16 protein-coding genes are annotated in these 24,056 nt (G+C 70.0%); 10 read left to right on the top strand and 6 right to left on the bottom strand.

Translation table 11 applies throughout. The features are described 5' to 3' along the window. Window positions 1–9 precede the first annotated feature (9 nt). Complete coding sequence (locus tag FHT37_RS19040) at window positions 10–408, bottom strand: response regulator (protein ID WP_183483642.1); 399 nt, start codon at window positions 406–408, stop codon at window positions 10–12. Continuing rightward, entirely contained in the window at window positions 405–908 is a 504-nt protein-coding gene (locus tag FHT37_RS19035; RefSeq protein ID WP_183483641.1) for a GAF domain-containing protein, read from the bottom strand. The genes FHT37_RS19040 and FHT37_RS19035 overlap by 4 nt, the downstream gene beginning before the upstream one ends. A 483-nt stretch (window positions 909–1,391) precedes the next feature. Between FHT37_RS19035 and FHT37_RS19030 the strand changes: the two genes are divergently transcribed. The 10 genes from FHT37_RS19030 to FHT37_RS18985 all read left to right on the top strand — a co-directional run bounded on the left by FHT37_RS19030 (window position 1,392) and on the right by FHT37_RS18985 (window position 14,556). Then, window positions 1,392–2,444, top strand: coding sequence for a sulfate ABC transporter substrate-binding protein (locus FHT37_RS19030; protein WP_221211158.1), 1,053 nt, complete (start codon window positions 1,392–1,394; stop codon window positions 2,442–2,444). Between the two features lie 51 nt (window positions 2,445–2,495). Continuing rightward, window positions 2,496–3,377 (top strand): sulfate ABC transporter permease subunit CysT, encoded by an 882-nt coding sequence (gene cysT, locus FHT37_RS19025; RefSeq protein WP_091729746.1) that lies wholly within the window; start codon window positions 2,496–2,498, stop codon window positions 3,375–3,377. Window position 3,378: 1 nt separating this feature from the next. Then, window positions 3,379–4,269 carry a sulfate ABC transporter permease subunit CysW gene (gene cysW, locus FHT37_RS19020; protein WP_091729742.1) on the top strand — a complete coding sequence of 297 codons (891 nt, stop codon included), beginning with the start codon at window positions 3,379–3,381 and terminating at the stop codon, window positions 4,267–4,269. After that, window positions 4,266–5,339: a sulfate/molybdate ABC transporter ATP-binding protein gene (locus FHT37_RS19015; protein ID WP_183483639.1), complete on the top strand. Its 1,074-nt coding sequence runs from the start codon at window positions 4,266–4,268 to the stop codon at window positions 5,337–5,339. Before cysW ends, FHT37_RS19015 begins: the two co-directional genes overlap by 4 nt. Before the next feature lie 52 nt (window positions 5,340–5,391). Beyond that, window positions 5,392–6,315, top strand: coding sequence for a CysB family HTH-type transcriptional regulator (locus FHT37_RS19010; protein WP_147241232.1), 924 nt, complete (start codon window positions 5,392–5,394; stop codon window positions 6,313–6,315). Window positions 6,316–6,503: 188 nt separating this feature from the next. Further along, window positions 6,504–7,451 carry a CysB family HTH-type transcriptional regulator gene (locus tag FHT37_RS19005; protein WP_091729729.1) on the top strand — a complete coding sequence of 316 codons (948 nt, stop codon included), beginning with the start codon at window positions 6,504–6,506 and terminating at the stop codon, window positions 7,449–7,451. 178 nt (window positions 7,452–7,629) lie between these two features. Beyond that, complete coding sequence (locus FHT37_RS19000) at window positions 7,630–10,443, top strand: TonB-dependent siderophore receptor (protein ID WP_183483637.1); 2,814 nt, start codon at window positions 7,630–7,632, stop codon at window positions 10,441–10,443. Between the two features lie 256 nt (window positions 10,444–10,699). Next, window positions 10,700–11,659: a sulfate ABC transporter substrate-binding protein gene (locus FHT37_RS18995; protein WP_183484197.1), complete on the top strand. Its 960-nt coding sequence runs from the start codon at window positions 10,700–10,702 to the stop codon at window positions 11,657–11,659. A gap of 354 nt (window positions 11,660–12,013) precedes the next feature. Beyond that, window positions 12,014–13,465, top strand: a complete 1,452-nt coding sequence (locus tag FHT37_RS18990) for a hypothetical protein (RefSeq protein ID WP_183483635.1) — start codon at window positions 12,014–12,016, stop codon at window positions 13,463–13,465. Window positions 13,466–13,683: 218 nt separating this feature from the next. Beyond that, window positions 13,684–14,556, top strand: coding sequence for a TIGR02285 family protein (locus tag FHT37_RS18985; RefSeq protein ID WP_183483634.1), 873 nt, complete (start codon window positions 13,684–13,686; stop codon window positions 14,554–14,556). A 45-nt stretch (window positions 14,557–14,601) separates the two neighbouring features. On the opposite strand, the gene FHT37_RS18980 is transcribed toward FHT37_RS18985, so the two are convergent. The 4 genes from FHT37_RS18980 to FHT37_RS18965 all read right to left on the bottom strand — a co-directional run bounded on the left by FHT37_RS18980 (window position 14,602) and on the right by FHT37_RS18965 (window position 24,047). Next, window positions 14,602–20,028 (bottom strand): diguanylate cyclase, encoded by a 5,427-nt coding sequence (locus FHT37_RS18980; RefSeq protein ID WP_183483632.1) that lies wholly within the window; start codon window positions 20,026–20,028, stop codon window positions 14,602–14,604. A 138-nt stretch (window positions 20,029–20,166) separates the two neighbouring features. Further along, complete coding sequence (locus tag FHT37_RS18975) at window positions 20,167–20,829, bottom strand: redoxin domain-containing protein (RefSeq protein WP_221211157.1); 663 nt, start codon at window positions 20,827–20,829, stop codon at window positions 20,167–20,169. Between the two features lie 70 nt (window positions 20,830–20,899). Next, the gene (locus FHT37_RS18970; RefSeq protein WP_183483630.1) at window positions 20,900–23,173 is read right to left on the bottom strand and encodes a protein-disulfide reductase DsbD; all 2,274 of its coding nucleotides are present in this window, start codon (window positions 23,171–23,173) and stop codon (window positions 20,900–20,902) included. Between the two features lie 427 nt (window positions 23,174–23,600). Next, window positions 23,601–24,047, bottom strand: a complete 447-nt coding sequence (locus FHT37_RS18965) for an SRPBCC family protein (RefSeq protein ID WP_091729712.1) — start codon at window positions 24,045–24,047, stop codon at window positions 23,601–23,603. Between the last annotated feature and the right edge of the window lie 9 nt (window positions 24,048–24,056).

Below are 24,056 nucleotides of genomic sequence, written 5' to 3'. Positions count from 1 at the left end.
CCGCAGCCCTCACTGGGCCGATTCGGGGCGAGCCAGGTCCTGGATGACCTCCAGCGCGGTCTTGACCTTGAAGGGCTTGAGCATGATGCGGCGCACCTGCAGCTCCTTGTAGAGCTGCGCGGTGGGCAGGTCGCAGGCCTCGGCGGTCAAGGCCACCGGGGTGGACGGCGGGCAGCGCAGGGCGCCGGCGCGCACGCTCTGCAGCAGCGCGAGCGCGTCCAGCCCCTGCCCGATGTCCAGCAGCAGGCCGTCCATCGACTGGTGCTCCAGCAGGCGCTGCGCCGCCTCGAGGCTGCTGGACTCATGCACCTGCGCGATGCCCAGCTGCCGCGCAACCATCGCGACCGTGCGGCGGAACAGCGAATGCGGGTCGACCAGCAGCAGCTGGGGCGGCGCGACGGCGCTCATGAACCCGACTCCGCGGCCTTCCCGAGCAGTTCGGAGACCACCACGTCGCGCAGGCTCATGAGGATGGCCAGGTCGGTATCGTCCAGCGTGCGGCGGCGCCGATCGATCAGGCACAGGGTGCCGACACGGACGCCAGGGCGGATCTCCAGCGGCGCGCCGGCGTAGAAGCGGATGTGCGGCGGCCCCAGCACCATCGGGTTGTCCGCGAAACGCGGATCCTGGGTGGCGTCGGACACCACCATCACCTCCGACACGTGGATGGCATGGCCGCAGAAGCTGCTGCGCCGGTCGGTCTCGCACACCGCCAGCCCGAAGCGGGCCTTGAACCACTGGCGGTCGTCGTCGACCAGGCTGATCAGCGCGATCGGCACGCCGAATTCCTCGGCGGCGAACTCGACGATGCGATCGAAGCGCTCCTCGGGCGGCGTGTCCAGGATCAGCAGCTCGCGCAGCGCCTGGATCCGCTCCGCTTCGTTCGCGGGGATCGGGGCATTCATCATGGAGGCGGTTCCTCGCTCTTGCGGTGGGGTTCGTGCTCCTTGCGCAGCCTAGCCGACTCCCCCAGCGCTCGCCACCGCCCTCGTCCACCGGAGGGAGGACAGCGCGGCCTGTCGCAGGCGGCCGGTGCCCGCCCATATGAGCCAGCCGACGCTGCTCACTTGCATTCCGCATTGGCGACGACGGCCGACCCGCACCAGACTCCGTTCCACGGGGCGCGCCCATGTCGCCCCCCGCCGGCGGCGGCAGTAGGGCCGCCGGGAAGGCATGGTGAAAGCCCAGGTCGCGACCGGGCGCCGCCCTCGGGGTCTTGGGGGAGGCGCTTCCGGCGGAGCCCGATCGCGGTCCTGGCGCCTTTCATCCCGCCCGCCTCGCATATTCGATATGCGAGATAAGCAAATGCTCAAACAATCGTTCCTGGAATAAGGACTGTTTGGCAAGCTTCGCAGCCCGACCTTCAACGTCGCCGGCTCCGCCTGCTTGCCATGTTTCAGAACAACGCCCACAAGAACCGCTCCCTGTTCTCCGCCACGCGCCGCCGGGCCCTGATGCTGGCCGCCGCGGCGCCGCTGCTGGGCGTGCCGATGCTGGCCTCGGCCGAGCAGCCCACGACGCTGCTGAACGTCTCCTACGACGTGGCGCGCGAGCTCTACAAGCAGATCAATCCGGCCTTCGTCGCCGCGTACAAGGCCAAGACCGGCCAGACGATCACGGTGAACCAGTCGCACGGCGGCTCGTCCAAGCAGATCGGCTCGGTGATCGGCGGGCTGGAGGCGGACGTGGTCACGATGAACCAGGCCACCGACGTCGACGCGCTGGCCGAGAAGGGCCTGACCGGCGCCGACTGGCGCAGCAAGTTCCCCAACGGCGCCGCGCCCTACAGCTCGACCATGCTGTTCCTGGTGCGCAAGGGCAATCCCAAGGGCATCAAGGACTGGGCCGACCTGGCCCGTCCCGGCATCTCGGTGATCATTCCCAACCCCAAGGTGACCGGCAACGGCCGCTACGGCTACCTGGCCGCCTGGGGCAGCGTCATCGCCAAGGGCGGCAGCGACGCGCAGGCCCGGGACTTCGTCTCCAAGGTGCTGGCCAACGTGCCGGTGCTGGACGGCGGCGGCCGCGGCGCCACCACCACCTTCACCCAGCGCGGCATCGGCGACGTGCTGCTGACCTTCGAGTCCGAGGCCGAGCTCATCGAGAACGAATTCGGCAAGGGCAACTTCGAGGTGGTCGCGCCCAGCATCTCGGTCGAGGCCGACGCGCCGGTGGCCATCGTCGACAAGGTCGTCGCCAAGAAGGGCTCGGCCGCGCTGGCCAAGGCCTACCTGGACTTCCTGTGGACGCCCGAGGGCCAGGAAATCATTGCCCAGAACAACTTCCGCCCGCGCGATCCGGCGATCTTCAAGAAGCACGAGAAGCGCTACGCGCCGATCAAGCTGTTCAGCGTCGACCAGACGCTGGGCGGCTGGGCCAAGGTCGGCAAGACGCACTTCGCCGACGGCGGCACCTACGACCAGATCATGGCCGCGCGCCGCTGATCGAAGCCCGCGCCGTCCGCCCTCCCCGCCGACTCCTGACCGACTGATCCGATGAACACCGCCGTGCTCCCCGCGACGCAGGCCGCCCCGGCGCCCGCCCGCAAGCGACGCCGCGTGCTGCCCGGCTTCGCGCCGACGCTGGGCTTCACGCTCTTCTACCTTTCGCTGCTGGTGCTGATCCCGCTCTGCGCGGTCTTCCTGAAGTCCGCCGGCCATGGCGTCGAGGCCTTCTGGGCCGCGGCCACCTCGCCGCGGGTGCTCGCGTCCTATCGCCTGAGCTTCGGCGCGGCGCTGCTGGGTGCCTTCATCAACGTGATCTTCGGCTTCATCCTGGCGTGGTCGCTGGTGCGCTACGACTTCTGGGGCAAGAAGCTGGTGGACGCGCTCATCGACCTGCCCTTCGCCCTGCCCACCGCCGTGGCCGGCATCGCGCTGACCGCGCTGTACGCGCCCAATGGCTGGATGGGACAGTGGCTGGAGCCGCTGGGCATCAAGGTCGCCTTCACGCCGCTGGGCGTGCTGGTGGCGCTGATCTTCATCGGCCTGCCCTTCGTCGTGCGCACGGTGCAGCCGGTGCTCGAGGACCTGGACACCGAGCTCGAGGAGGCCGCCGCCTCGCTGGGCGCGCACCGCTGGCAGGCCTTCCGCCTGGTGGTGCTGCCGATGCTGACGCCGGCGCTGTTGACCGGCTTCGCGCTGGCCTTCGCGCGGGCCGTGGGCGAATACGGCTCGGTCATCTTCATCGCCGGCAACATGCCGATGGTCAGCGAGATCACGCCGCTGATGATCATCACCAAGCTCGAGCAGTACGACTACGTCGGCGCTACCGCGATCGCGGTGGTGATGCTGGTGTTCTCGTTCGTGCTGCTGCTGGGCATCAACGGACTGCAGGCCTGGAGCCTGCGCCGCAACGGACTGGACGGGAAGCGCTGACATGGCCGGATCCGCCGCATCGCTCGGCCGGGCCCGCTCGGCCGGTCACTATCAAGGGAACCCCGCCACCGCGGAAAAGCGCTGGGTGCGCTACACGCTGCTGACGCTGGGGCTGGCCTTCTTCGCGCTGTTCCTGCTGCTGCCGCTCGCCGCGGTGTTCACCGAGGCGCTGCGCAAGGGCTGGGACACCTACCTGGCCTCGCTGATCGAGCCCGACGCCGTCTCCGCGATCAAGCTGACGCTGATCGCCGCGGTCATCGCAGTGCCGCTGAACGTCGTCTTCGGCGTCAGCGCCGCGTGGGCGATCACCAAGCACGACTTCCGCGGCAAGCAGCTGCTGATCACGCTGATCGACCTGCCGTTCTCGGTCTCGCCGGTGGTGGCGGGCCTGATCTACGTGCTGATCTTCGGCGCGCAGGGCTGGTTCGGGCCCTGGCTTGCGGAGCACGACATCAAGGTCATCTTCGCCGTGCCCGGCATCGTGCTGGCCACCGTCTTCGTGACCTTCCCCTTCGTCGCGCGCGAGCTGATCCCGCTGATGCAGGCGCAGGGCCGCGATGAAGAAGAAGCCGCCACAGTGCTGGGCGCCAGCGGCTGGCGCACCTTCTGGCATGTGACGCTGCCCAACATCAAGTGGGGCCTGCTCTACGGCGTGATCCTGTGCAACGCGCGCGCCTTCGGCGAGTTCGGCGCGGTATCGGTGGTCTCGGGCCATATCCGCGGCCAGACCAACACGCTGCCGCTGCAGGTCGAGATCCTCTACAACGAATACCAATTCGCCGCGGCCTTCGCCGTCGCGTCGCTGCTCGCGCTGCTGGCGCTGGTCACGCTCGGACTCAAGCAGTTCGTCGAGTGGCAGGCCTCGCGCAATGTGATCAAGGAAGAAGCATGAGCATCCAGGTCCGCAACATCCACAAGTCCTTCGGCAGCTTCACCGCGCTGGGCGACGTCAGCCTGGACTTCCCCACCGGCGAGCTGACCGCGCTGCTGGGTCCCTCGGGCTGCGGCAAGACCACGCTGCTGCGCATCATCGCGGGCCTGGAGACCGCCGACCGCGGCCAGGTGCTGCTCGACGGCGCCGACGCCTCCGACACCCACGTGCGCGAGCGCGAGGTCGGTTTCGTGTTCCAGCACTACGCGCTGTTCCGCCACATGACGGTGTTCGACAACGTCGCCTTCGGCCTGCGCGTGAAGCCGCGCAAGCAGCGCCCGCCCGAGTCGGAGATCAAGCGCAAAGTCCACGAGCTGCTGCAGCTGGTGCAGCTGGACTGGCTGGCCGATCGTTATCCGCCGCAGCTGTCCGGCGGTCAACGCCAGCGCATCGCGCTGGCCCGCGCGCTCGCCGTCGAGCCGCGCGTGCTGCTGCTGGACGAGCCCTTCGGCGCGCTCGACGCCAAGGTGCGCAAGGAGCTGCGCCGCTGGCTGCGCCGCCTGCATGACGAGCTGCACATCACCAGCATCTTCGTCACGCACGACCAGGAAGAGGCGCTGGAAGTGGCCGACCGCGTCGTGCTGATGGACCACGGCCGCGTGGAGCAGGTCGGCTCGCCGACCGAGGTCTACCAGCGTCCGGCCACGCCCTTCGTCTACGGCTTCCTCGGCGCGGTCAACCGCTTCGAAGGCCGCGTGGACAGCGGCATCGTGCGCGTCGGCGACCAGACGCTGGCGCAGGGCGCCGGCGCCGCGATCGAAGGTGCCCAGCAGGGCCTGGTGCAGGCCTACGCGCGCCCGCACGAGCTGGTGATCATCCCGGCGCAGGACGCACCCGGCCTGCCGGCCACCGTCGAGCGCGTGCTGGCCTTCGGCGCCGCGGCGCGCGTGGAACTGCGCGGCGCCTCGGGCGAGCACCTGGAAGCCGAACTCAGCCGCGAACAGGCCGAGGCGCTGCAGCTGGCCTCGGGCCAGCGCGTCCGCCTACAGGCCTCGCGCCTGAGCCTGTTCGGCATCGATCAGGCTGCTTGATCCCCCTCGATCAGCGAGCCGCAGAGCGCGCGATCCCTCGAGTCCTCCGACCATGAATCTCCAACAGCTCCGCATCGTCCGGGAGGCGGTGCAGCAGAACTTCAACCTGACCGAGGTGGCGGCGGCGCTGTTCACCTCGCAGTCGGGCGTCAGCAAGCACATCAAGGACCTGGAGGACGAGCTCGGCGTCGAGCTCTTCCAGCGCCGCGGCAAGCGGCTGCTCGGGCTGACCGAGCCGGGCAAGGAGTTGGCGGTCGTCGTTGACCGCATGCTGCAGGACGTGCGCAACATCAAGCGGCTGGCGCAGCAGTTCAGCAGTGCGGATCAAGGCCAGCTGACGATCGCCACCACGCACACGCAGGCGCGCTACGCGCTGCCGCAGGTGGTGGCGCGCTTCAAGGCGGCCTACCCGCGCGTGCACCTGGTGCTGCACCAGGGCAGTCCGTCGGAGATCGTCTCGCTGCTGCAGTCGGGCGAGGCCGACATCGGCATCGCCACCGAGGCGCTCGGCAAGGACGACGCCTTCGTCACCTTCCCGTTCTACGAATGGCGCCATGCGGTGGTCGTGCCCGAGGGCCATGCGCTCACGCGCCAGCCGCTGACACTGGAGGCGCTGGCCGAGCAGCCGCTGATCACCTATCACGAGGGCTACACCGGCCGCGCCCGCATCGACGCAAGCTTCGCCGCCGCGGGCCTGGCGCCCGACGTGGTCATGTCGGCGCTCGATGCGGACGTCATCAAGACCTACGTGCAGATCGGGCTGGGCGTGGGCGTCATCGCGGCGATGGCCTTCGAGCCGGGTCGCGACTCGGGCCTGCAACTGATCGACGCGAGCCACCTGTTCCCGCCCAACACGACGCGCATCGCGCTCAAGCGCGGCCACTACCTGCGCGGCTTCGCCTATCGCTTCCTGCAGGAATGCGTGGCCGAGCTGACCGAGGACGCGGTCCGCGAGGCGATGGATCCCGACGCCTGAGGCTTGAAGCGCAGGCGCATCGTGCCTGCATTGCTCATGCGGGCGCCGCGGGATTGCTTATCGGAATTTGTTGGAGGACATCGGCGGCGCGGATTCGAATAATCAATCCGCATAAGCAAGCCGCTTTCGCGACGTTCATCGAATGCCGTCGAGGCCGGCGAGCCCTCCCCCCGATGTGACTGCCGACGATGAACTTCCAGCAACTCCGATCCGTCCGCGAGGCCCAGCGCCGCAACTTCAACCTGACCGAGGTGGCGCAGGCGCTGCACACCTCGCAGCCCGGCGTGAGCCGGCAGATCCGCGAGCTCGAGGACGAGCTCGGCATCGACATCTTCGTGCGCGCCGGCAAGCGCCTGACCGGCCTGACCGAGCCGGGCCGCAACGTGATGCCCATCGTCGAGCGGCTGCTGCGCGAGGCCGAGAACCTGCGCCGCGCCGGCGAGGACTTCGCCCGCGCCGACAGCGGGCATCTGCGCATCGCCGCCACGCACAGCCAGGCGCGCTACGCGCTGCCGCCGGCGGTGCGCGATTTCCGCGAGTCCCATCCCGAGGTCAGCCTGCAGTTCACGCAGGGCTCGCCGCAGCAGGTCGCACGGCTGCTGATCGACGGCGAGGCCGACATCGGCATCGCGACCGAAGCGCTGGCGCTGCATCCGCAGCTGCTGACGCTGCCGTGCTACCGCTGGACCCACACGGTGCTGGTGCCGCCGGGCCATCCGCTGGAGGCCGAGGCCAGCGCCGGCACGCCGCTGACGCTGGAGCGTCTGGCGGAGTTCCCGGTCATCACCTACGAGACCGGCTACACCGGCCGCTCGCACATCGACGACGCCTTCGCGGCGGCCGGGCTCGACCTCAACGTCGTGCTGGTGGCGATGGACGCGGACGTGATCAAGACCTACGTCGAGCTCGGGCTGGGCGTGGGCATCGTCGCGGCGATCGCCTACGACGAGGAGCGCGACCGCCATCTGCGCGCGATCGATGCGCGCCATCTCTTCGCCGACAACCTGACGCGGCTCGCGGTGCGGCGCGACGCCTACCTGCGCGACTATGTCTACGCCTTCATCGAGACCTTCGCGCCGCCGCTGACGCGTGACCTGGTCGAGCAGGCGCGGGTGTCGCCCAACGGGTCGGACTGAGGGCCTCGCGGAAGCTCCGGCTGACCGGCGGAGTGAGGACCGCCGGGGGTGCCGGAAGAAATTCCGCATGTGCATAACCGGACCGCACAACAAAGCAAAGCAGAAACGATTGCTTCATCGACCTGAGGGCGCTTCCTAGAGTGACGGGCTCACCAGTTCACTCCCACGAGGAAGTCTCTTGAAGCCCTTCGTCGAGCACGCGGCCCGCCTCACCGGATCGGCCGCCACGCTGGCCGCCGCACTGGCGGCCGCATCTCCCATCGCCGTCCTTTCCATCGCTGTCCTTCCCGTCGGCAGCGTTCACGCCCAGGTTCCGGCCACGGCGCCCGCCCAGGACGCCAGTCCGGCCAAAGATCCCAAGGACGCCAAGGCGGTCAACGACGCGAAGGACGCGCCCTTGCCGTCGGTGGTCGTCACCGGCTCGCGCATCTCGCGCGTCAACAGCGAAGGGCCGAGCCCGGTCACCGTCATCAAGTCGGAGGACCTGGACCGGCTCGGCTACAAGAACGTCTCCGACGCGCTGAGCGGCCTGACCGAAAACACCGGCTTCACCCAGGGCGAGGATTTCGGCAACACCTTCACGCCGGCCGCCAATGCGATCAGCCTGCGCGGCCTGGGGCCCAACCACACGCTGGTGCTGGTCAACGGCCGACGCGTCGCCGACTACCCGACCGCCTACGAGGGCTCGGTCAACTTCGTCAACATCGCCAACATCCCGTCCGCGCTGATCGACCGCATCGAGGTGCTCAGCGGCGGCGCGTCCTCGGTCTACGGCTCGGACGCGATCGCCGGCGTGGTCAACATCGTGCTGAAGAAGCGGGTCGAGGGCGTCTCGGTAAACCTGCGCGCCGGCGGCACGCAGCGCGGCGGCGGGGAGAACGCCCGGGCCCAGGTCACCGGCGGCTTCGACGGCGGCCGGCTGCAGGGCGTGTGGGGCATCGAGCTCAGCGGCCGCGAGCCGATCTGGAGCCGGCAGCGCGACTTCATGGCCGACACCACGCTGGGTGGCGCGGCGCCGACGGTGGTCTTCGGCCGCCGCAACGCCACCGGCGGCGCCTACCTCACGCCCAGCGACGGCTGCGCCGCGGCCGGAGGGCTCTTCGAGGGCTCGGTCGCGCCTTATCAAGCCAGGAACGGCACCTACTGCGGCAGCGGTCGGGCCTCGCCGACCTACTGGACCACGCAGACCGGCAACCGCAGCGCGCAGGCGGCCGGGGGCCTGACCTGGCAGCTCGATGGCGGGCTGGAGCTGTTCGCCGAAGGCCAGTTCGGCTGGGCGCGGACCGAGAACAACACCCGCGGTCCGAGCTGGACCTCGGACGCCGCCGGCAAGGGCTACTTCCGCAATGCCGCGACCGGCCAGCTGGAGATCTGGACCCGGCGCTTCGCGCCCGAGGAACTGGGCGGCGTGGACCGCTTCAACCGCCAGTGGCGAGACGCGACGCACAACGTGGCGGTCGGCGCGCGCGGGGAGCTCACCGGCAGCTGGACCTTCGAGGTCGCGGCCAACAGCTCCTACTACCTCAACCGCACCACGACCCCGCGCCTGACGGCCGGCATCGAGTCCCTGCTGCTCGGCCCGCGCATCGGGACGGACGCGGACGGCGTGGCGATCTACTCGGCCGATCCGGCGCGGCTGTTCCGCCCGCTCACGCCGCAGGAGATCGACAGCGTCAGCGACCGCAGCTGGACGCGCAACGCGAGCTGGAACCAGCAGCTGAGCGCCTCTGCGAGCGGCGAGTGGTTCCGGCTGCCCGGTGGTCCGGTGCGGGCCGCGGTGGTGGCGGAGGCCGGCACGCAGGGCTTCCGCAACGAGGCCGACCCGCGACTGGGGCAGGGCGTCTTCTACAACACCAGCGCCTCGCCGACGGTGCGCGGCACGCGCGAGCGCCTGGCGCTGGGCGGTGAGTTGAACGCGCCGATCACCCGGCAGCTGACGGCCACCGTCGCCGCGCGCCATGACCGTTATGAATTCGCCGGCCGCAGCGACGGCAGCACGACCTACAACGCCGGCCTGGAGTTCCGGCCGCTGTCCACTCTGCTGCTGCGCGCGCAGCACGCAACCAGCTTCCGCGCGCCGGACATGAATTACATCTTCGCGCAGCAGACCAAGGGCTACTACTCGTCGTCGACCGACTACTACCGCTGCGCGCAGGCCGGCCAGCCGCTGTCGCAATGCGATTTCGCCGGCGTGTCGCCGGGCTTCAACTACGTGCGCACCGGCTCGTCGGACCTGAAGTCCGAGCGCGGCCGCTCCTGGGGACTGGGCGCGGTGTGGCAGCCGGCCGCGTCCTTCGATCTCTCGGTGGACCTGTGGAAGATCGCCATCCGCGACCTGGTCACCGACCTCAGCGCCGACGGCGTGCTGCGCACCGAGGCGGACTGCCGCACCGGCGTGAAGGACGCGCAGTCGCCGACCTGCCAGGACGCGGTGGCGCGCGTGCGCCGCAATCCGCTGGATGCGCTCGTGCGGCCGGGCGAGGTGGCGGAGATCCGCGTCAACCCGATCAACGCGGCCAACGAATCGACCTGGGGCGTGGACATCGGCGCGCGCTACAGCTGGACGACGGCGACCTGGGGCCGCTGGACGGCCGACGCGAAGTACACGCGGGTCAAGAGCTTCAAGTACCAGCAGTTCGCCGGCGACGACAACCGCAACCTGGTGGGCACGCCGGACTTCAGCGACTGGCCGAGCAAGCTCAACGCCAGCTTGTCCTGGCAGGTCGGCGACTGGACGCACACGCTGGCCGCGCAGCGCAACGGCCGCATCGCCCGCGAGGCGCAGGACGGCTGGCTGGGCCCGTACTGGAACGTCAACGCGAGCACCGCCTGGCAACTGGACAAGCGCACCCGCGTCAGCGTCATCGTCAACAACCTGTTCGACAGCATCCGCCGCGATCCCAGCGCGACCTGGCCGTACTACCCGGTCGGCTACTACCTGCCGCATGGGCGGCAGGGCTGGATCGAGCTGGACTACCGCTTCGGCGGCTGAGCGCGGCGGCCCCTCCCGTCGATCCGACTGCTGGCGCGACCCCGCGCTGGCTTGCGGGCCGCTCCTCACGAGGGAGCGGCCCTTTTTCCAGGCCAGGCTGCAAAGCAAAGCAGATCTTCTTCGTTCCCTTGGCCGGTGCGCTTGCCTACATTGGGCGCTCCCCTCAACCCCCCGTGAAGAGAAGACTCCCGTGAACGCACTCCGACGCACCGTCTCGCTGCTTGCCACCGCCGCTCTGCTGGGGGGTGCCGCGCTGATGCCCCAGGCCCATGCGCAGGGCGCGGTCACGCTGCTCAACGTCTCCTACGACCCGACGCGCGAGCTGTACCAGGACTTCAACGCCGCGTTCGCGAAGTACTGGAAGGCCAAGACCGGCGAGACCGTGACGGTGAAGAACTCGCACGGCGGCTCGGGCAAGCAGGCGCGCTCGGTCATCGACGGCCTGGACGCCGACGTGGTGACGCTGGCGCTGGCCTACGACATCGACGCGCTGCACGACCACGGCAAGCTGCTGCCCGCCGACTGGCAGAAGCGCCTGCCGAGCAACGCGTCGCCGTACACCTCGACGATCGTCTTCCTGGTGCGCAAGGGCAATCCGAAGCACATCAACGACTGGCCGGACCTGGCGCGTGGCGGCATCGACGTGATCACGCCCAATCCGAAGACCTCGGGTGGCGCGCGCTGGAACTACCTGGCGGCCTGGGCCTATGCGCTGAAGCAGCCGGGCGGCAACGCCGAATCGGCCAAGGCCTTCGTCAAGCGGATCTATGCCAACACCAAGGTGCTGGATTCCGGCGCGCGCGGCTCGACGACGACCTTCGTCGAGCGCGGCATCGGCGACGTGCTGATCGCCTGGGAGAACGAGGCCTACCTGGCGGTGAAGGAGCTGGGGCCGGACAAGTTCCAGATCGTCACGCCCAGCCTGTCCATCCTGGCGGAGCCGCCGGTGTCGGTGGTGGACAAGACGGTGGACAAGAAGGGCACGCGCAAGGTGGCGCAGGCCTACCTGGAGTACCTGTATTCGCCGGAGGGCCAGGAGATCGCCGCGAAGAACTACTACCGTCCGCGCGACCCGAAGGTCGCCGCCAAGTACGCCAAGCAGTTCGCGCCGGTGAAGCTGGTGACGATCGACGAGGTCTTCGGCGGCTGGCGCAATGCCCAGAAGACCCACTTCGACGACGGCGGCGTCTTCGACCAGATCAACGAGAAGCGCTGATCCGGCGCCTCGAGCAAGAACACCTGTTTGTCTCCTCGGTCGGTCTCGGGCGCCGCGCAAGCGGCGTCACAGGCAATCAGACCGTTCGCTCTGTGCGAGCAGCCCCGCTGGCGATGGCCGGTGGGGCTTTTTTTTGTCCTGACGTTCTCGTAGCTACCCCATGAACATTCGTGAATGGGGAACGGCCGCTTGCTAGCGGGAGACTCCGGAGCGCCGCGTCATCGCTGCGGCGCCCGCGCCTTCGCATCGTTGAAGGAGTTTTCGCGCCGGCAAGGTTCGATGCCGAGACCGCACATAAGGTCTGTGGAACGTCTTCGACACCGGCGCCGACCGCCGGCACACCTGGCAGTACAGATGACCATCAACAATCTTCGCAATCTCTTCCGGACGAATCGCACGCCCTCTGCGGAATCCAGTAGCTCGCCAGCGCAACGCCAAGAGACGGCTCCCGAGGCACGAGCCTCGCAGAACGCGCCAGCATCGCCTTACGGTATTCCGACCGGGCGGCGCCATCAGGCTGCGGCCACGGCTGAAGATGGACGCAGGCATCGAGTGCAGATCGGCAATCCCACGCCACGCAGCGATGCAGCACGCCACGCTGGGGCGGCAGCTGGCGCGACCGTGGCTGGCCCTGGGCGCATGCCAAACCGTGAAGTGATGGAAGGCGCGTTGCGCCTATTGGGTGGGACAGACCGCTCCAACATCACAGGCATGAGCCATCGAGAGGTGCTCCACGTGACCAATCACGTCCACCAGATCGCCATGCTGCCCGCATCTCGCCTCGACCCACGGGTCGTCGAAGCTGCGCAGCGAGGCAGCGGCAGCGCGGAACAACTGGTGCGCAACCTGTTGGCGTTGGTGACGTCAGACTCGCCGGTATTGCCGCGAAGCCAGAGATCGGAAATACGTCCTGGCGATCAGTTGTTGGCCTCGGCCCCCGCAAATCAGCCTGATCGGGCGACCAACCGCCCCAGCCATACAAACATGCCCAGGCAGGACGTCCAGTCCAATGCCGACCGTCGCACAGCGATGTTGCATGACGCCATGGACATGCTCACCGGCATGCACGACATCGACTTGACGGCCGTGGCGGGCCGCAACACGCAAAACCTGGTCGATCATCTGCAGGACATCCACTCGCCGCCCTCTGGCGGTCTGAATGCGCAGGTGGCAAGGGCCGCGACCCGGGCGAACGGCGACCCCGAGCAGTTGGTGCTCAACCTGCTGCGTCTTGTGACCAGGAAAGAACCGGTGCTGTCCACACGAGCGACCTCATCGGTTCAGCCGCCGACCGTGCCGAGCGCAGAAGTGATTGGTGACGCCGTCGTGCTGGTGGCGCGCGGCACCGGCATGCCGCAGGCCACCGAGCAAAACCGGCGCGATGTGGCCGGCCATCTGCGGGACATCGTGACGCAGCCTTTCTCGTCATTGCATGCAGGCGTGCGGCAGGCGGCACAACGGTGGCACGACAACCCGGAACAGCTGGCCAGCAGTCTGCTGACCCTTGTGACCGCGAACCCGCCGGTGCTGTCGAACAACCCGAGCCCTTCAACACAGACCGCAGACCGGCGCTCCCCGGCAGCCGACCAAGGCGAGCGCAGGAATGGAGCGCAGACCGTACAGGGCTCAAACCACGCCCGTTCGCGTGCCCGTCATCTGGACAATGGCTCGGCGACTCCGGCACACCGTGGCCCATTCGACGTGGGGCACTATCCGACCGAGCTGATGGGCGATCCGCAAAACCCGAACAACAACCACGCCCGAATCTTTTCGCGTCCGAACAACCCACGCGGGCCACGAAGCTGAGTTCAGGAAGCATTGCGCCCAGACCTGGACCTTGCCTCGTTGATTGGCCGGAGGGCCGGCCCGACACTCCGCGCTCGAAGACACGCCGGGAGTGACCAACTACCGCTCCGCGGCTCCGGCGTGAAGGATGGCGGACGAGCGTCGCGGGTGATCCCCGTATGCTGCCCGCCGTGAACCCCCTTGCCTCGACCCGCGGCCGTTTTGTCGCGTCGCTTCCGTTGGCCGCCTCGCTCTTGGGCGGGCCGTCCGCGCACGCGCAGGGGGATGCCGTGGCGGTGGCGGCGGTCGCGCCGCCGGTGGTCGCCAAGATCACCTGGCTCGCCTCCGACCACGCGCCGCAGATGACCGGCGCCAGCGCGAGTGGCGTCACCGGCCACGTGATCACCTACCTCGACAAACGCTGGCCCGGCGTCCGGCACGAGATCGTCTTCGCCAACGCCAAGCGCAGCTGGCAGATGATCGAAAACGGCGACGAGGTGTGCCGCGCCAACGTGGTCCGCACGCCGGAGCGCGAGCGGGCCGCCTACTTCATCAACACGCAGCTCACGCCGCCGCCGCAACTGATCGTGCGACGCGAGCTGCTCAAGCGGCTGCCGCGCAACGGCGCCGGCGAAGTGGTGCTGCCACGCCTGCTCGCCGACACCTCGATGCGGGGCGCGCTGATCGACGGCCGCAGCTATGGGCCGGTGCTCGACGAGGCACTCGCCGCACGGCCGGCCGACAGCGCCGTCTCGCTGTACTCGCCGAAGGACTTCGGCGCGCGCCTGCTGCAGATGATCAGCCTCGGGCGCGCGGACTATTCAGTCGAACTCGACATGGCGCTGGTCATGGCCGGACATCCGGCGGACCTCGTCAGCGTCCCCATCCACGGCGCCAGTGAGCTGGTCATGGCCGGCATCGCCTGTCCCCGCACGCCTTGGGGCCTGGCCGCGATCCGGGGCATCGACAAGGCCTACGGCCGCCCCGAAGGCGCCGCCAGCCTGCGCAAGGGCCTGATGCATTGGCTCACGCCGGAAACGAAGGCCCACTACGCAGCCCGCTTCGACGCGTTCTATCGCGAACGCGCCAAGCCCTCTCGCATCGATCCCTGATGCCGGTGCCGATGCCGGCAGCGACCTCAGGACCGCCGCCGCCCATCAGGCCTGGTACTCGACGCGGTTGCGTCCGCCGTCCTTGGCGCGGTACAGCGCCTGATCGGCGCGGCCGAGCAGTTCGTCCACCCGCAGGTCCTCGGGGCGCAGGGCCGTCACGCCGAAGCTCGCCGTCAGCGACGCCGGCGGCAGGCCCGGCTGCAAGGCCATGCCGCTGGTCTCGATGTGATGGCGTAGCCGCTCGACCAACTGCATCGCATGCGCCAGCGAGGTCTGCGGCAGCAGCAGCGCGAACTCCTCACCGCCGAGCCGTCCCAGCAGGTCCTGCTTGCGCACGACCTGCGCGCACAGCTGCACCAGGCGGCACAGCGCCGCGTCGCCGCGCGCGTGGCCCAGCGTGTCGTTGATGCGCTTGAAGTGGTCGACGTCCATCATCACCAGCGCCATCTCCAGCCCGTAGCGCCGGCTGCGCGCCACCTCCGCCTCCGCGTGGTCCAGGAAGCAGCGCCGGTTGGCCGCGCCGGTCAGGGCATCGGTGGTCGCCAGCCGCTGCAGCTCGAGCTCCAGCCGCTTGCGGTCGGTGAAGTCGACCAGCGTGCTGAGCACCGAGGGCTCGCCGTCGTACACGACCGGCACCATCGACAGCAGCATCCACAGCTCGCCGCCGTCGGCCGCCAGCAGGCAGACCTCCTCGCCCTGCAGACGGCCTTCCTCCTTGAACTTGAGCTGCATGCGCTCGCGATCGCCCGGGTCGCGGTAGAAGCTGATCGCCGGCTTGCCGACCAGCTCATCCAGCGTGCGTCCCGCGATGACGGCCGACGGGCCATTCGCATAGACGATCAGCGCATCGCGCTCGCGCGTCACCACCATCGGGATCGGCGCGTGGTCCAGCACGGCGCGCAGGCGCTCCTCGCTGTCGGCGAGCTCGCGGGTGCGCTGCGTCACGCGGCGCTCCAGGCTGGCGTTGAGCTCCTGCAGCTCCGCCACCAGTCGCGCGTTGTCCACCGCGTTCACCACGTTGGCGCAGAGCAGCTCCAGGAAACTCACCCGCGCCTCGGTGAACACGCCGGCCGCGGCCGCGTTCTCCAGGTAGAGCGCGCCCACCGTCTGCCCCTGCTTGAGCAGCGGCAGCGCCAGCACCGAGCGCGGCGGCGCGGCATGGCGCTGGAAGTAGTCCTCCATCGTCGCCAGGCCCCGCGCGTCGACGATCAGCTCGCGTCGCCCGTCGCCGAGCACCCGAGCCATGAGCGCCAGCGGCAGCTGCGCCCCGGCACGTTCCAGCGGCAGTTGCTCCAGCAAATGCAGCCGGGGCTGCTCGCCCAGGGTCGCCTCGGCCTGCAGCACCCAGCGCGACGCGCCTGCCGTGCCGCTGGCCAGCACGATCGCCGCGCGCTGCGCGCCGGCGTTCTCGGCGACGACCTCCAGCAGGCGACGCAGCAGGCGCGGCAGGTCCGGCTGGCTGCTGATGGCCTGCACCGCCTTGGTCAGCGTGCTGAGGTCGGCGGCATCGGCGCGGATCTCCGTGCCCTCGGTGGCGGCACCGGCCGACCGGCCCGGCGCATCGGACAAGGGCGCGAGCGCCAGCGCCTCGCCGGCGAGCGCGATCACGCCCCAGTCCTTCCACGCCAGTTGCAGGCGCTGACGCGCCCGGTCGGCCTGCGCTGGATCGCGCTCGCGCCACCAGTCGACCTGCGCGCGCAGCACGGCCGCGACATCGAGCGGCGTGCCTTGCGGCCCCTCCGCCGCTGCCAGCGCCCGGTCCAGGGCCGCGGCGATCTGCTCGTCCGGTTCACCGGCCAGCATCGCCTGCTGCGCCCGCAGCAGCGCGACGCGATCGGCCAGGTGGCCCGGCCCCGCGTCCTGCCAGCGCTGCAGGCGCCGCAGCGCGTCGTCCTCGAGCGCCTGGTCGCGCGCCCCGCCGGCCAGCGCGACGCGCTGCGCCGCCCAGGCCGCGATGAACAGCAGCAGCGATTGCGCATGCATGCCGCGGCCGGCCGCGAACAGGCCGCGCGCTTCGAGCGCCAGCCGCAGCGCGGGCTCCGGCCGGTCCGCCACGAAGTGCAGCACCGCCTGCCAGCCGTGCAGGAACATCAGCCCGGTCTGGTCCTGACGCTCGCCATAGGTGCGCGCGAACGCCTCCAGGCCGTCGAAGCCGTCCTCGGGCAACCGCGGCTGCTGTAGCGTCCGCACCAAGGCGAGCAGCGCGTCCTCGTAGTCCGCCGCGACCGGCTGGCGCATCGCGCGCAGGCGCCGGCCATGCGTCACCAGCTGCTCCTCCAGCGCCGGCAGCGGCATGCCGGCCAGGAAGGCATGCGCGTCGTGCACGTACAGGCCCAGGCCCGCATGGCGCAGGTTGCCGAATTCCAGCCCATTGCGATGCGTCTGCATCAGGCCGTTCATGCTCACGCGCAGGCCCTGCACCCAGTGGCTGAGGAAGGCATGAAAGGAGAAGCCCGCATGCGCGTAGACCTGCATCCAGCCGTGCCGGCTCACGAGCTCGGTCGACATGCGGCCCAGGTCATGCGCGAAGCGGTAGTCGCCGAGGAACTCCGCGCACATCAGCCCGAGCACCGAATACGCCGACAGCGCCTGCGGCACATGGCCGTGGTCCACCATCAGGCGGACCTGGAACAGCGTCAGCAAGGGCAGCAGCGCGGGCCGCACGATGTAGGCGGCGGCGGTCATCTTGGCGGCGATCGAGATCAGCAGCAGCCGTTGCTCGTCGCGCATCGGCGCGCGCGCGGCCAAGGTGTCCAGCCCGATCGCGGCGATCTCGCGCTGCAATCCGGCCAGCAATTCCATGACCTGCGCCATCGGGTCGGGCCCGGCGGCGCGCGGCAGCTCCGCACCCAGCAGCAGGAACAGCTCCAGTCCCAGGTCGACGGTCTCGGCCAGCCGCCCTTGCGCGTAGAAGGCCTCCATGCGGACTTCCAGCAGCCGCGCGCGCTGCGCGTTGTCGCCGGCATCGGCGAGCGCCGATTCGAGCAGCGCATCCATCCGCGACGGCCGGCCCGCCAGGTAGGCCATGCGGGCCGCGTGATGCAGCCAGGCGGCCCGCTGCGGCGCCAGGGGCGCCAGCTCGAGCGCGAGCTCCGCGTAGTCGGCGGCGGGCTCGAAGGCCGCGGCGTCCATCGCCTGGAACGAGGCCTGCGCGTTGAACGCGGCCAGCGCCTGGCGCTCCGCCTCCTGCGCCGGCTCGCACAGCAGCAGCCGCGACGCGTTCAGGTGATGCAGGACCGTGTAGGGCAGCGGCAGGTCGGCATGGGCGGCGAGGTGGCTGTCGCGCAGCAGCCGGCCGATGCGCAGTTGCAGCGCCGGCCGCTGGTCGGCCGCGATGCGCTGCAGCGCCGCCTCCTGCACGCGGTCATGGGCGAAGGCGTAGCGCACGCCCTCGCTGGCCTGTCCCTGCAGCTGCGGGGCGTAGCGGTACAGCGCGCTCGCCGGCACCAGCAGCTGCGCCTGCAGCGCCGGCAGCAGGTCGGTGGCCAGGGCGTCGGCGGGCACGTCCAGCGCGGTGGCCAGGCCGTCCAGGCCGAAGTTCGCGCCCAGCAGCGCCGCCACGCTCAGCGCCTGGCGCGTCGCATCGGGCAGGCGCTCGAGCTGCTGCAGCATCAGCGCGACGACGTTGTCGGCCGTGCGCGTCGCCGCGATGCGTTCGAGCGCATGGTCCCAGCGCTGCGTCGCGGCGTCGTAGTGGATCAGGCCGCGCCGCACCAGGTCCTCGAGCAGGCGGCGCAGGAAGAACGGATTGCCGGCGGTGCGGGTCTGACACAGGCGCGCGAGTTCATCCAGGCCGGCATCCTCGACCTCGGGATCGCGACGCAGGCTGTCCGCGAGCAGGCGCCGCGTGTCGTCCAGGCCCAGCGGTCCGACGCGCAAGGGCGTGAAGCGCTCGCCGAGCTGCTGGCGCAGTTCCGTCAGCTCCTGCGCGATCGGATGGCCGGGCGGGGTCTCGTTGTCCCGGTAGGCGATGACGAACAGGGTGTGGCGCAGCGTCGCGTCGTTCAGACATTCGCGCAGCAGCCGGCGCGACGCGCGGTCGGCCCATTGCCAGTCATCGAGGAACAGCGTCTGCGGCTCGCCCTCGCGCGCGAGCGCCGCGAAACCCTGGCTGATGCTGCGCAGGAAGCGGTTCTCCGCCTCCGCCGGGCCCACCGGCACCAGCGGCGCGTCCGGCGTCAGCAGCGGGGCGATCTCCGGCAGCGCCTGCGCGAGCAGCGCGGCATTCGCGCCCAGGCGCTCCCGCAGGCGATCGCGCCAGCTCGATTGATGTTCAGCGGGCAGCGACAGCACCTGCGCCGCGCGCTGCTGCAGCAGGTGCAGCAGCGGACCGTAGGGCCGGTCCTGGCCGTATTGGTTGAACTTGGCCGCGGCGAAGTGGCCGCGCTGGGCCAGCAGGCTGCGCTGCGCGGCCAGCACCAGCGCGGTCTTGCCGATGCCGGAAAAGCCCGCCACGGCCACCAGCCCCGGCCCGCCGGCCTGGCCCGACGCGGCCTCGTCGAAGGCCTGCCCGAGCTGCGCCTGCGCCGACTCGCGACCGTAGAGCCGGCCACTGGGCTGGAAGCGCACGGCGGCATCGCCATGGCCGGGTTCGAAGCCGGGCAGGTCGCGGCCCTGTGCCAGCGCCGCCTGGCAGAGCTGCAGGTCCTGGCGCAGGGCCTGATGGCTCTGGTAGCGGCTTTCGGGCTCCTTGTGCAGGCAGTGGGCGACGACCTGCGCCAGCGGCGCGAAGACCTGGTGATTGCGGCTGGTCGCCATCGGCGCGGCGAGCGCCAGGTGCGCATGCACCGCCCGCGCCGGATCGTCGACGCTGAAGGGCGGCGCGCCGGTCAGCGCCTCCAGCAGCGTGGCGCCAAGGCTGTAGAAGTCCGCGCGGTAGTCGACATCGCGGCTCATCCGGCCGGTCAACTCGGGCGCCAGCGTCGCCAGCGAAGCCTCGATCAGCTCGGCGCGCTGGACCAGCGGCCGTTCCCGCTCGATCTCGGCGGCCAGGCCGAGGTCCGCGATCAGCGTCCGGCCGGCCTCGCGGCCCGCGCCGGGCAGCAGCAGCACCTGGCCCGGCCCGAGGTTGCGATGGATCAGACCCTGGCCATGCAGGTGCTGCAGCGCCTCCACCAGATCCAGCGCGATCCGGATCAGCGCGTCGTTGTCCAGCGTGCCGCGCCGCAGGCGCTGCCGCAGCGTCTCGCCTTCCAGCTCGGGCAGCAACAGCGCGGGACGCTGGTCATGCTCGACCAGCGCGCGCGGTCGCAGCACGAAGGCGGGATCCAGGCGCTGGGCCAGTTCATATTCGCGGCGCAGCCGGGCGATGGCGGCCGCGTCCGGCCGGGCGTCGCGCAGGCGCTTGAGCAGCGCCCGCCCGCCCCGGCCGTCGCCGACCTGGAGGACCTCGCTCCGCTGACCCTGATGGATCGTCCGCTCCGCCTGCCAGGCCTCTGGATCGGCCGCCTCCCACGCTCGTCTGTCCGTCATCCCGTCCGCTCTCGGTTGTCGACGGACTGTAACGGGAGACCGGCCCGGCACCGCGTCGCGTCGGCGCCAGTACCGCGACGAATGCGGCCGGAAACGGAAGAAAGCGACAGATCGGCGCGCGGCGCGCCGATCGCCGCGTCAGCTGCCGTACTTGATCGAGCAGCCGTAGGGCTTGGTGCTGGCGTGCGTGATCTTCTTGCCGGCGGCCAGTTCGCCCAGCGCGGTCTTCACGTAGGGATCCGCCTTGGGGATGTCGTCGACCTTGGCGGTGGCGATGCTGTCGATGCCGCCCTTGTAGACCAGCACGCCCTGCGGATTGACGATGAACAGGTGGGGCGAGGTCTGCGCGCCGTAGCTCTTGCCGATCTGGCCGCTCGGGTCCAGCAGCACCTGCGTCGGCGCGGCGCCGCGGTCCTTGTTCAGCTTGAGCGCGGTCGGCCCGTCCACATGGCCCTGCTGGCCCGGCGCCGACGAGATCACCTGCAGCCACACGACGCCTTGCGCCGTCGCCTCCTTCTGCAGCGCGGGAATGTTGCCGCTGCCGTAGTGCTTCTTCACGAAGGGGCAATCGTGGTTGGTCCACTCCAGCACGATGGTCTTGCCCTTGTAGCCGTCGAGCGAGACGGTCTTGCCTTCGGCCGTCGTCGCGGTGAACGCGGGCGCGGGCTGGTCGAGCTGCGCCTGGGCGCGGGCCAGGCCGCCGGTGGCCAGCAGCACCGTCGTCGCGGCGCCGGCCAGCACGGTGCGGCGCGACAGCAGGCCACGCAGGAAGGAGGTCTTGGAGGTCATCGAGCGGGTCATGTTGCAGTCTCCAGGGATGAAATCGAAGCCGAGGGTTGATCGGATCCGGGGGATCGATCGGGAAGCTCGCTCAGGCGGCACCGCCACGCAGCGCGGTGGTAACGATGCCCGGCGTGAGCAGTTGCGGCAGCACCTGGGCGTCGTTGCCGGTGCCGGCCGGATAGAACAGGTAGAGCGGCACGCCGCTGCGATCGTGCTGCTTCAGCAGCTCGGTGATGCGCGGATCCTGGCGCGTCCAGTCGCCCTTCAGGTAGGTCACGCCTTCGCGCACGAAGGCCTGGCGCACCTCGTCGGTGGACAGGGCCACGCGCTCGTTGACCAGGCAGGTGATGCACCACGACGCGGTCAGGTTCACGAACACCGGCTTGCCCTGCGCGCGCAGCTGGGCCAGGCGCTCCGGCGAATACGGCTCGTGATCGGCGCTCGCCGACGGACCGCTCGTGCTGCCCGAACCGCCACTTCTCACCGCCACGTCCTCGCCGGCCACACCGCCGAGCGTCGGCACCAGCGCCGCCGCGGCGACGACGGCAGCCAAGGCGGCGCCCGCGCCCGTCCACCGCCAACGCGGCGTCGCGTGACGACTCACTGTGCGGATCCACGCGGCCAGCGCCAACAGACCCATGCCGGCCAGCGCCACCAGCACGCCCATCGGTCCGGCCTGCTGCGCGATCACCCACACCAGCCAGATCGCCGCGGCAAACATCGGGAAGGCGAGCGCCTGCTTGAGCAGGTCCATCCAGGGCCCGGGCCGAGGCATGCGGCGCTGCAACGCCGGCCACCAGGCCAGCGCGAGGTAGGGCAGCGCGAGCCCCAGACCTAACGCGAGGAACACCGCCATCAGCTCCACGGCCGGCTGCGCCAGCGCGTAGGCCATGGCAGCGCCCATGAAGGGCGCGGTGCATGGCGTCGCCACGACGGTCGCCAGCACGCCGGTGAAGAAGCTGCCGCTGAGACCCGGCTTCTCCGCGAGGCCCTGTCCGACACCGGCGAAACCAGCGCCGATCGACAGCAGCCCGGCCAACGACAGGCCGAGCACGAACATCAGCCAGGCGAGCAGCAGCACGAACAGCGGCGACTGGAACTGGAAGCCCCATCCCACGCCCGTGCCGGCGCCGCGCAGGGCCAGCAGCACCGCGCCGAGCGCGGCGAATGCGGCCAGCACACCGGCGGTATAGGCCAGCCCCTGACGGCGATGCGTGGATGCGCTGCCGTGCAGAAAGCCCAACGCCTTGATGGCCAGCACCGGAAACACGCAGGGCATCAGGTTGAGGATCAGGCCGCCGATCAGCGCCAAGCCCATCGCGGCCCACAGGCCGAGACCAGCGGCCTCAACGGCACCGGCACCGGCGGTGGCGGTTGCGGTGGCGCCTGGGGTCTTCGTCGTTGTCGCGGCGGGCGAAGTCGCGGGATTGGTCGCATTGGCGACGTTCCCGGCGTTCGTCGCGTTCGTCGCATTGGCCGTGTTGGACGACAAGGTCCCGCCACCCGTGTCCAGGCTCCCGCTGACGGGCAGTCTGACCGCCCAGGCCTGGCCGTCGATCAGCAGCAGGCCGTCCAGCGGCTTGCCGGCTGAAGGCGGCTCATCGCCAACCGGCATGCGCAGCCGCCACTGCTGGCCATCGCGATCCAGTTGGGGCTTCGCCGCATGCTGGATGCGTCCCCAGGCCTCCGGCAGGAACAGCGCCTGATGGGCCTCTCTGGCTGAGGCGCCGCCGGCACCCGCGGCCGGCCAGTTCACGATCAGGTCCCGGCCTTCGAGCCGCGCGACGGCGGCAAAGGGCGCCGGACCGGGCAGCGCGGCTCGAGCCACGGCAAGCGCGCTGTGCTCGAGCGAAGGCTTGGCCGTGGGCCCCACCGGCAGGGAGAGCGACAGCGTCGCCTGTTGCGGGATGCATTCCTCGCGGCAGACCAGCCAGGTGGCTTCGGCGCCGATCGTCGCGGTGGAGCCGGGGGTCAGGCCTTGCGGCAGGCGGATTTCAGTCAGGAGGACGACCCGGTCCTCGTAGCCGTAATTGGTGATGGGGCCGACATCGAAACGCTTGGGGGCGGGCCAGAGGATGTCGCTGGCGGTGGCGCCTTGGGGCAGCTTCCATTCGATGCTGGTGGGCTGGCCGGAGTCGCCGGGGTTTTTCCAGTAGGTGTGCCAGTGGGGTGCGATCTTCTGCTCGAGCGCCAGCAGCAGGGTCTGGCCGGGCGCGACCTGGGTGCTGTCGCTGATCAACCGGACCTGGACTTCATCGGTGGCGGCGCGATCCGAGGGTGGCGCGGCGAGCGACGCGCTCGTGAAAGTCGCGAGGGTGATCGCTGCGAGTGCTGGCGCGATGGCGAGTCGGAAAAGACGCATGGGTGCGATGCTAGGGAATGGGGCCGACCCTCACAAGGCGTCGACTTCCTTGTTTCCTTACTCCCTGGATTCGAAGAATCCGGTGTCCCTGTGATCCTGGATTCGCTCGATCCGTGACGCCCCCGAGTCATTCTCTCGGCCACGACGTCGACGACCACGAGCGCGGCTGGGGCCGGAACAGGGCTTGGGGGTCCAGGAGGGATCCCCCATGCCCTGTGGAGAGCCCGCGCTTGGCGAAACGCAGGAGAGGACCCTGGGCGACGGCGAAAAAAATGAGGAGAGCCTGACAAGCCCTGACAGCCGCAACCCGACGCCGGGCAGCGCCGGCGCTCCAAAAAATCAGAGGGGCAGAAAAACAGGCAAAACAGGCAAAACCAGGGAGGCCCCATCGGGCCGCCCGATCGAGCCACCGATCAGCCGTTCGGAATCAGCCGTTCGGAATGTCCGGCTCGACCAACTGGGTGAGCAGCGCCAGCGACTCCTGCCATCCCAGATGGCAGGCCTGCGACGGGATCACGTCCGGGATGCCTTCCTGGGTGATCTGCATCTCGGTCCCGCAGAAGACCTGCGACAGCTCCACCGTGGTGGTCATTTCCCCCGGCAGGTTGGGGTCGTCGAACTTGCTGGTGTAGCGGAGCCGCTTGCCGGGCTGCAGCTCCAGGTAGTTCCCGCCAAAGGTGTGGGTTGCTCCGGCCGAGAGGTTGGTGAAGGACATGCGCCAGCTGCCGCCGACCTTCGGTTCCATGTGGTGCATGGTGCCGGTGAAGCCATGCGGCGGCAGCCATTTGCACATCGCCGCCGGGTCGGTGAACGCGCGATAGACGCGCTCCGGCGGCGCCTTCAGGACGCGGTGCAGGCGGAGGGTGAAGGGCATCGGTGTCTC

It is taken from the genome of Mitsuaria sp. BK037, from assembly GCF_014193045.1.
Lineage (GTDB): Bacteria > Pseudomonadota > Gammaproteobacteria > Burkholderiales > Burkholderiaceae_C > Roseateles.
Note: the sequence above shows the minus strand (reverse complement) of the source record. Positions and strands in the feature narration are given on the sequence as shown.